This window comes from Serratia nevei (genome assembly GCF_024160145.1).
Lineage (GTDB): Bacteria > Pseudomonadota > Gammaproteobacteria > Enterobacterales > Enterobacteriaceae > Serratia > Serratia nevei_A.
In genome coordinates, this window is sequence record NZ_JAMYWQ010000219.1 from 1 (window position 1) to 222 (window position 222).

Below are 222 nucleotides of genomic sequence, written 5' to 3' on the forward strand. Positions count from 1 at the left end.
CTTACCACTTTGTGATTCATGACTGGGGTGAAGTCGTAACAAGGTAACCGTAGGGGAACCTGCGGTTGGATCACCTCCTTACCTAAAGATATTGATTCGAGTGGCGTGCTCACACAGATTGTCTGATAGAAAGTAACGAGCAGAAATACCTTTATAGGCTTGTAGCTCAGGTGGTTAGAGCGCACCCCTGATAAGGGTGAGGTCGGTGGTTCAAGTCCACTC

General features: G+C 48.2%; 1 tRNA gene and 1 rRNA gene. Both read left to right on the forward strand.

The features are described from left to right. A 16S ribosomal RNA gene (locus tag M6G53_RS25455) occupies positions 1-81 on the forward strand; the annotation flags it as partial. 82 nt (positions 82-163) lie between these two features. Further along, positions 164-222 (forward strand) — tRNA-Ile (locus tag M6G53_RS25460).